Annotated in this window: 6 protein-coding genes; 1 reads left to right on the forward strand and 5 read right to left on the reverse strand. The window is 56.8% G+C overall.

Annotated elements, in window-relative coordinates:
• The 5 genes from ABX749_RS13840 to ABX749_RS13860 form a co-directional block, all read right to left on the reverse strand.
• A partial coding sequence (locus tag ABX749_RS13840; protein WP_372896491.1) for a protein kinase occupies positions 1 to 3,934 on the reverse strand: 3,934 nt, incomplete at its 3' end.
• 61 nt (positions 3,935 to 3,995) lie between these two features.
• Complete coding sequence (locus ABX749_RS13845) at positions 3,996 to 4,631, reverse strand: RNA polymerase sigma factor (RefSeq protein WP_372896492.1); 636 nt, start codon at positions 4,629 to 4,631, stop codon at positions 3,996 to 3,998.
• Positions 4,632 to 4,823: 192 nt separating this feature from the next.
• Entirely contained in the window at positions 4,824 to 5,660 is an 837-nt protein-coding gene (locus ABX749_RS13850; RefSeq protein ID WP_372896493.1) for a hypothetical protein, read from the reverse strand.
• A gap of 176 nt (positions 5,661 to 5,836) precedes the next feature.
• Complete coding sequence (locus ABX749_RS13855) at positions 5,837 to 6,388, reverse strand: hypothetical protein (RefSeq protein WP_372896494.1); 552 nt, start codon at positions 6,386 to 6,388, stop codon at positions 5,837 to 5,839.
• Positions 6,378 to 6,932, reverse strand: coding sequence for an RNA polymerase sigma factor (locus tag ABX749_RS13860; RefSeq protein WP_372896495.1), 555 nt, complete (start codon positions 6,930 to 6,932; stop codon positions 6,378 to 6,380). The genes ABX749_RS13855 and ABX749_RS13860 overlap by 11 nt, the downstream gene beginning before the upstream one ends.
• Positions 6,933 to 7,350: 418 nt before the next feature.
• Here ABX749_RS13860 and ABX749_RS13865 point away from each other — a divergent pair, with 418 nt between their 5' ends.
• On the forward strand, positions 7,351 to 7,737 hold the full coding sequence (locus ABX749_RS13865) for a hypothetical protein (RefSeq protein WP_372896496.1): 387 nt from the start codon (positions 7,351 to 7,353) through the stop codon (positions 7,735 to 7,737).
• Positions 7,738 to 8,099 lie beyond the last annotated feature (362 nt).

Raw genomic sequence — 8,099 nt, forward strand, 5'->3', positions numbered from 1 at the left:
CAAACGCGCAGCGAGTTCCGGTTCGATCCATCGCCGAGGCGTTGATATTGAATAACGTGTCTGCCACTCCGCTGCGCGACAAATCGAACGCAATCTTGACGCCTGGACCTGAAGTCGTCCGCGTCAATTCCGCTTCGACGATTCGACGAACGGGCTCCAGATTGCCTGTTGAGATCAGCATCGACTCATAAACAGCCAGCCAGCTCTTCACGACGTTGGTGGGATTAAATTGTGTTTTGGCTTGCAGTTGAGCCAATCGCTTCATGCGCGCTGCTCGTTCTTCTTCGCTCTGCTTGCCCCGAAGATCCTCAAGCCAATCGATCCACCATAAGGTGCAATACTGTTCGAGTGAGATGTCGTCGACGGTCTGGATGAGGGACCGAAGTTGAGTCTCCGCTTGACCAATTTGTCCGGTTCGAAGTTTCCAGAGCGCGAAAACGTATTGGCAATACCAGTCGTCCGGTAAGTTTTTCGCGAGGGTTTTGACATCCTCAAAATAGGCCGAAAACACATGATCCTGTTGATTGCCCACCAGAAGAATGCGATAGACAAAGGCGGTGCTGGGATTTTGCAGATCGACACGTCGAAGTATCGTCGATTCATCACTGGTCATGCCGTGAATGAAGTGTTGCAACTGACCACGATCATTCGTAAACGCATCGACGTACGCCAGGATGGTTTGGAAGATCGGATCATCCGGTTTCAGCATCGCAGCGCGTTGGAAATCAGAGAATGCTTCCCGTTGTCGACGCATACGGCTGAAGGCAATCGCTCGCTGAAAATAGAGATCGGCTTCATCGGGCGACTCGATCAGACGTTTGGAAATCGCATGAATCTGGTTGTCCAGATTCACAAAGGCCGGTGTTTGTCCGGCGCTCCACATTTTCAAGTTCTCAAGTGGTCCGAGGCGATGCTGAAAAACTGGCATCATCCATCGCATCTCCAAAACCGACTCCAGGTCCTCTTTGGACGCCGTCGATTCGGAACCCAGCAGGGGTGTCAACCGCCGCTGGCTCATTTCCGAGGTCATCAGCGATCGGCGTGCCAAATCGAGTTGACCATTGCAGGCCAGCAACAGGGTCCACCAGTAGTCGTGGAGCCATTTTTGGAGGTCTGATTTCGTCTGTTGCCCTGCTGCCGCTTGGTGATCCAACGCGAGCGCAAGTCGCCCCTGGCGAAAGCGGATGGCGGCAAGGCAATGGTGAAGCTTCCAGTCGCTCCAACGTTCGGCCTGGATCTGCTGGGCGATCCGATCGATCAACGGCTGGTCCCATTGTCTTTCCGGATTGAGTGCGAGTAGACGCAGAATTTCGACCCGAGCAGGCAGCGGCAGTTGGGGCGAGTTCCGCAGCGTCTGTTCCAGGTCATGCAAGTATCGGTCGGCTTTGGGACGCAGATTCGAATCGTCTCGGGCGGCGATCATCAGGCCGAGTGCGACGCGGCAGCGAAGAGGCCAATGCATTTCATATGTATGCTGCCCGGCGGCATATTCAGCCTCTGCATCAAGGTAGGCTTGTTTGATCAACAAGCCGTTGACACGGTCCGCCCATTGATCCCGCGTTTCGTGTCGTGCGCCGCTGTCGGGACGTGTTTGCACCAGTTGGATAACGTCACCTTGGGCCACTTTCGTTTTGACCGCCTGTGGATTCGATGCCTTTTCCGGAGCCGATGCAGCCTGATCTGCATGTGGCGTTGTCGGCACAGATTGCTCTTCGGGAACGTCTTTCGTCGTCGAGGATTGATCATCAAATTGACCAAGGATGACAACCAATTCGATGTAATCGAACCACATTTGGGGCATCGGGGTCCGAGCTTTCGCTTTGATTTCGAGCTGCAACTGCTGGGCTTTCTCAAATGCGCGACGTGCTTCGGTCGATCGTCCCAGCCGATTCAAAATCAACGCCGACCAAGCTGTGTCGACGGCGCGATGCACGAGATTATTTGGCGAGACGCGTCGTGCATCAGAAAACGCGACAAGCGATTCTCGGTATCGCTCCAGGCGGAATAACAACATCATCTCAGAATGGGGATATCTCCAGTCTTTCGGGCGATCCTTCGCTTCGGTGACGACGGCGTCAAGCATTTGTGACAAGTCGGCCGGAGGATCCGGGTGCAAACAGCAGATTCGTGGAATCGTGTTGCTGCCCTCACCTGTTTGCGCCCAGCGTTTGCCAAGCCACTGACGATGAGTTTCGTAGGTGGCACGCGATGTCGGCCCGTCGGTTTGGAGGTCATAGGCAGCGATCATCGTGGCCAAGGCGTGATTCCAACCGAGATGCGGCGCCTGCTGGATCAGTTTCTGGGCAAGCGATATGGCACGATTGATCTCGCCAGCTCGAATCGCGTCCACCACGTCTTCTTCTTTCACGGGGTCGTCGGCCGGCGACGGTATCACGGTGTCGTCTCTGACGGGCGAAACTCCTTCGATCACGCTGACCCTGGACCGGTTGGACAATAGCGAGATCAGAGCGATCACCAACACAGCTGCCACGAGGCAAACAGACAGTTTCATCGGTACGATCGCCGATCTTTCCGGATTGGTCGGAACGACTCCCTGATTGGATTGAGATTCCGCAGGTAAGGCCGTGTCGCTGAACTGGGACAAATCGGCTGACAACATTCCGGGATTTTCCTTGCAAGTCTCGGCTAGCTGCAGCAGGTCTGATTGTTCTGCAAAACCGGCGAGCTGTAACGCGACGCTTGCGGCGCTGTGAGGGCGTTGCTCGCGAGACGGCGACAGTAAGAGCTTGATGTAGTGCTTTAGCTGCGGCGGCAGGTCCTGGCGGAGATCGTCAGTTTCAGCCGATCGCTCGCCGACATCCAGGTTTACACTCTCCGATCTTTTCTTTAGGTGGCGTTGCCTGGGTGGGTGGCCGGTCAAGAGTTGGAACAGGGTGGCACCCAACGAATAGAGATCCGCGCGTTCATCGACCCTCGTCTCACCACGAAACTGCTCCGGTGCCATGTACTCCGGCGTTCCAACGAAGTGGTCTGCATTCGTAAGTCCATCGCGGGTCGGCGTCGGTGATTCGGTTGATTCTTCGTTTTCCACCCAACCGGCCAATCCGAGGTCGAGCACTTTAACGTTTCCGTCATGGGTCAACATCAAGTTCGATGGTTTGATGTCTCGATGCAGCAGACCGTTGTCATGAGCATGCTGCAAACCGAGGGCCGCTTGACGAACAATTTCGCATGCATCGGCAACGCCCAAAGGTCCACGTTGACGGACGATCCGTCCGAGATCGGCACCTTCGACAAGCTCCATGACCAAGAAGTGACGCCCATCGACGCTGCCTGCATCCGAAGCACTGATCAGGTTGGGGTGGTTCACTTTACCGGCCGCGAGCATCTCGCGGCGAAACCGTGCGACCGAACTTTCCGACCGCAGTTTTTCCTCCGGCAGGACCTTCACCGCGAACGCTTTTCTAAGATTCAAATGCACAGCCAGATAGACGCTTCCCATCCCTCCCTGCCCAATTTTTTTCAGCAATCGATAGTCGCGAAGTCGGGTCCCTGCCGCGATCGCGACTTCATCCTTGGTCACGGTATTGCAGTCCGCTGACTGCGACGTCGAAATCGCCTTTTGCAACAGTTCGAATTCAGGTTCAGCAAGGTATCGCTGGCTGCTGCCCTCTTCTTGAAGTTCCTGCAGCAACTTGACGTGTTGCTGTTCGAGTGTTGACGTCAGCGATTCACAGTTCGAGCAAGTGTCCAGGTGACTACAAATCTCACGCGCCTGGTCGTCTTCGACCGCGCCGACGAGAAGGTCGTGGAGCGTTTTTCTGGATGGGCAAGGAATCTGCATCGCAGCGACTCCGGTGGTTGACGATGATTCATTGTTCGCCGGCAGGGTGCGACGTTTGACGCACGGCGGAGTGACAAACGCCGGCGTGCCACATTGAACAACACGCTCGCGCAACGCGGAGCGGTCCATTCGCCGCCGGTTTCGACACTCGGACACGCCTTAAGTCATTTTGTCAAAGCGAGTTACGCCGTCAAAGAAAACGTCCAAGGTCCAGTCTCAACCGCCGTGTCACCCGGTACTTCGCCTGCCTCACGGCCGAAGATTTCATCCCAAATTGCGCCGCGACTTCGGCTGCGGTGTGCCCTTCGAGTGCGATCAGACAAAAACATTGCCAAGTCCGTTCGTCAAAATCCCGGCGGGCCGCGTCGAGAGCGGCCTGCACCGGTGCATGTGGATCCGATCGACCGTCGGCTGAACGTGTCGCCGCTGACAGGGATGCTTCGTCGAGTGACTCGGGTTCCGCGAGCAGCCTTAACTGGATCGAACTGCCTCCTTGTGCACGCGGTCCCCGCAGAGTGCGTTCGAGATGATTGAGGACCGCATTCCTGGTGATCACGAACAACCAGCCTCGGAATCCGCCGCGACCCTCGGGACGCCGTGAAAACGTCGAGATCGATCGATGGACCGCGCCGAAAACTTGCTGAGACACATCCAAGGCATCTTCAGGTTGCAAATCACACTTTCGGCACCAAACGTAGATCAACGGCGAATAGCGTTCGACAAGCTGTTCCCATGCTTGATCGTCTTGTGCGCGAATCCCGTCCACCAGCCCGTCATCGGTCGATCCCGGAGTGGCAAACAGGCTGGGAGACGAAGTCGATGTCATGGCGTCGAATCCGTGAAGAAAAGCGTCAGTGCCGGTGTCGAAACGGCCTGACGATTGAATCGACAGGCCGGAAATCGGCAGGTTCTATCTTCTATCCATCCTAGCAGGATTGACGAGGAATGGGGCGGTCGCGGGAGATGACAGAAAAACGGGGCGTTGTGAAGCAGCCCGTCGATCGTCCGCGGGGGCTCGTTACTTGAAGAGCTTTCCGATCGAGCGTTTCGCTTTCTTGCCGGTGCTCTTGACGCTTTTGACGCTCTTGCGTGTCGAGCCGCTGACCGTGCGAGCGGTTTTGCCGACGTCGTTTGACGCGCTTCGTCGGGTCGAGTCGAGTCCCTTGGCGGCCTTAATCGGTTGCCGAACATCGACCGAGACGTCACCGCCAAATTTGCCGCCCACACCGATTGCCCCTCCGGCGCCGTAGTCAAACTTGATTCGACCGTTTTTGTACTTCGCGTCGGCTCCGGCTTCGACGCCCACTCCCGCCCATGCTTCTCCCGTCACCGCGGCATCGACCGGTCCGACCTCGGTTCCCGTCCGCGCTCCCACCCGAGCCCCCGCAAACGCATTTGCGTTGACGCCCACTCCGTTGTTGCTCACCCCAGCTTGTGCACCCGCTTCCACGCCGACGAATGCCTCGGCCTCGGCGTACGATCTGACCCGGGTGTTGCCGATCTGTCCGGTCTGAGCGACGCCCGTGTCCGCTGCGTAACCGGCTCGAACACCTCCGCGAACCCCCGCAAACCACTTTTCATCCCGTTCCCGGCCGAATTTGGTCCCGCGTTGCTTGTCGTTGCCAGAGGAAACGCCGATTTCGACGCCGGCTTCCTGGGTGAAGCCCGAGTTGAACCACGATTCGCTGACGGCGCCGTTGCGATGGGTCGTGGTGGAGCCGGCCCGCTGTTGATACTTCAGGTTGGAAGTCGTTTGCGGAATCGGCTGGGGCACCCAATCGCCCCAGGGATTTTGGGCCGATCCGACAGAGACGGCCAACAGAGCGACCAAGACGACATTTGTTGCAGTTTTCATAGATCTTGACAGGGTGAAGAGGAGTGAATTCACCCTGCAAAGCGTGACACGTTTCAACGTGTTACAGCCAATTTCAGAAAAATGCGAACGCCGGCAAAAAGAGGCGAAAGAAGAATACGGGTGTCGGTGGATCAATGCCTGTGCGAGAGCCCCAGCCTTTCTGCACGTTGAAGACCTCAATCCGCCAGGGAATCGGATTGCGGGGCGGAGGGCGGGTCCAGGAGTATTAATTCGATCGAACGGACGCTGGCTGCGACTTGGCTGAGCGTGCTTCGTCGCGAGGTGATGATCAGCAACACACTCAGCAGTGCCGCGACCACGAACAAGACGATGGTGGCAGTAATCGACGTCTCCATGGCCAGGTGCTGATCGGAAAGGATCCGTCGTCGCTGGTTGTATTCTTTCCAGAGATCGGCAGGAACATCGCTGCTACTGAGTCTCCCGTTTTTTCCGAACTGGTCCATTAGTTCGTTGTGCAAGTTCTGATATTCGGTCATCGGTCCGTGAAAGCCGTGGAACGCGACCTTGAGGCAGAGGTCCGTGGTCCAGACGGCCGTCGCGCCGGCGGCGATCCAGGTCAACGCAGTGATTGCAGCGAGCAATCCGGTCAACCGTTTCCCTCTCCTGGCGCTTCGCTGTGCCCGTTGGAGTGTCGGATCATGATGCTGACCCGCCGCGGGCTTTCCGTCTTTCTTGTCGATCAACCGCTCTGGCTCTTCAGACATCATCGTTTCCTCGGGTCAAATGGCTTCGTAAGGTTTTCTTGGCATAGTGCAAGCGAGATCGCACCGTCCCGATCGGAATGCCCAGTGTCGTCGCGATTTGATCGTACGAGCGTCCCTGCCAAAATCGCATTTGCAAAAGCTCGGCGGATGCGTGATCGATCTGTTTTAAGGCGTCTTGCAACACCTCCCAGCTCGGCGGCTGCTCGCCCGGACGAAGCACGTCTTCGGGTTCGGCGATCGAATCCAAAGGAACAGCAGCTCGTTGTCGGCGTCGGAGTATCAAGGCGAGTTCCGCCCGAATGATACGGCCGATCCAGGCATCAAATGCCATCGGCTGCTTCATCGCGGGTAACGATCTAAGAACCGACAACCAGACTTGTTGACACACGTCGTCCACCACACCTGGAACCCCACCGGTCCATCGCCAAACCATTCCTCGGACACAGTCGCGTCGCTGAGAATACAGATCATCGAACGCGGAATCGTCGCCGGATTGGAATCGGACGATTAGCAAGGCGGTACGGATGCGTTCTTTCTCGATGCTCATGACAAGACGAAAGTTGCGCGAGCGGCTGTGAAGTTCAAAAAAAATAAACACTTCGACAACAATTCGTCAGTTTGCTGCCGAGAGCTCTTCGTTGTGATTGCCTCTTTTTAAGGGTTTGTTCCGCGCGAGATGGCAGAAAAATGGCGGACAAAAAAATGGGGCGGGTGTGAAGAAGCTCGAATCGTTCGCGGCAGTATGATGGGGGAGCATCGGTCTCGGTTGCGGCGGCGAGGGCTGGACGTTCGCGGCGTGGTGTTCTTCGGCGTTAGAAACGGCACAAGCGGTCTGTCTCTTAGGATCGGACCGGCAGCAGGGGGCGATGCGGATGGTTCGAAATCGATTTCGAAATCGCCCGGGCCAGCCAGACTGTGATCTAGATTCCTGTAGTGCTTGGAATCAATCGCGTGAGGAAAGACTTGTGGCCCAACTGAAACAATTGAAGTCCGAATTGCTGAGTGACGGCAAGATCAGCTCAAACGAAGTCGCGCGAATCCGCCGGTACGTCGAAGAAGACGGCGCATTGGACTTTGACGACGTCGCGTTTCTGGTCGAACTGATCGGCGAAGCGGATGAGGTTTGTCCGGAATTCGACGAGCTGTTTCTACCCTTGATGCGTCACGTGTTGCTCAAGGACGGCAAGATCGATCTTGAAGAACAAACGATCCTCGTCGACATGCTGGTCGCCGGCGGGGCGATCCGTCAGTCGGAAATCAAACTGGTCCGCGACCTTCAAATCGAAGCGACCGAGACGACGCCCGGTTTCGACAAACTTTGCGAAGCCTTACTGGCGATCCCGTCAAGCTGAGCCGTTGCCCGCATCCGAGGCTCCCCGTCGAGGCGCATTGATGCGCCATCGAGCGACTCGGCGCCCTCGAACCTCCGCGCAATCGGCTCCATCGCCGACGACCAGCGCGACACAGAAACTCAAGGGCGCGACGATTCTTCGCTGCGATGGCTCGTTGACGTCTTTCGCAACTGACGAATTGACACATTGTCACAGCCGGTCCAAATTGGCGCGCTGTCGCAATCCACGCCTGTGCTAATCCGCACGGATTGTCATTCCAGGTTGGTGATGAATTGGTACCGGCCAACCGCATGCGAGCAGGCTTTGGAGCGTCCCCGGTTGGATTCGTTCTCCGTCGCGTTGACGGTACATCGTTTGCATCG

Origin of the sequence: Stieleria sp. (assembly GCF_041595215.1) — a bacterium.
GTDB lineage: Bacteria > Planctomycetota > Planctomycetia > Pirellulales > Pirellulaceae > Stieleria > Stieleria magnilauensis.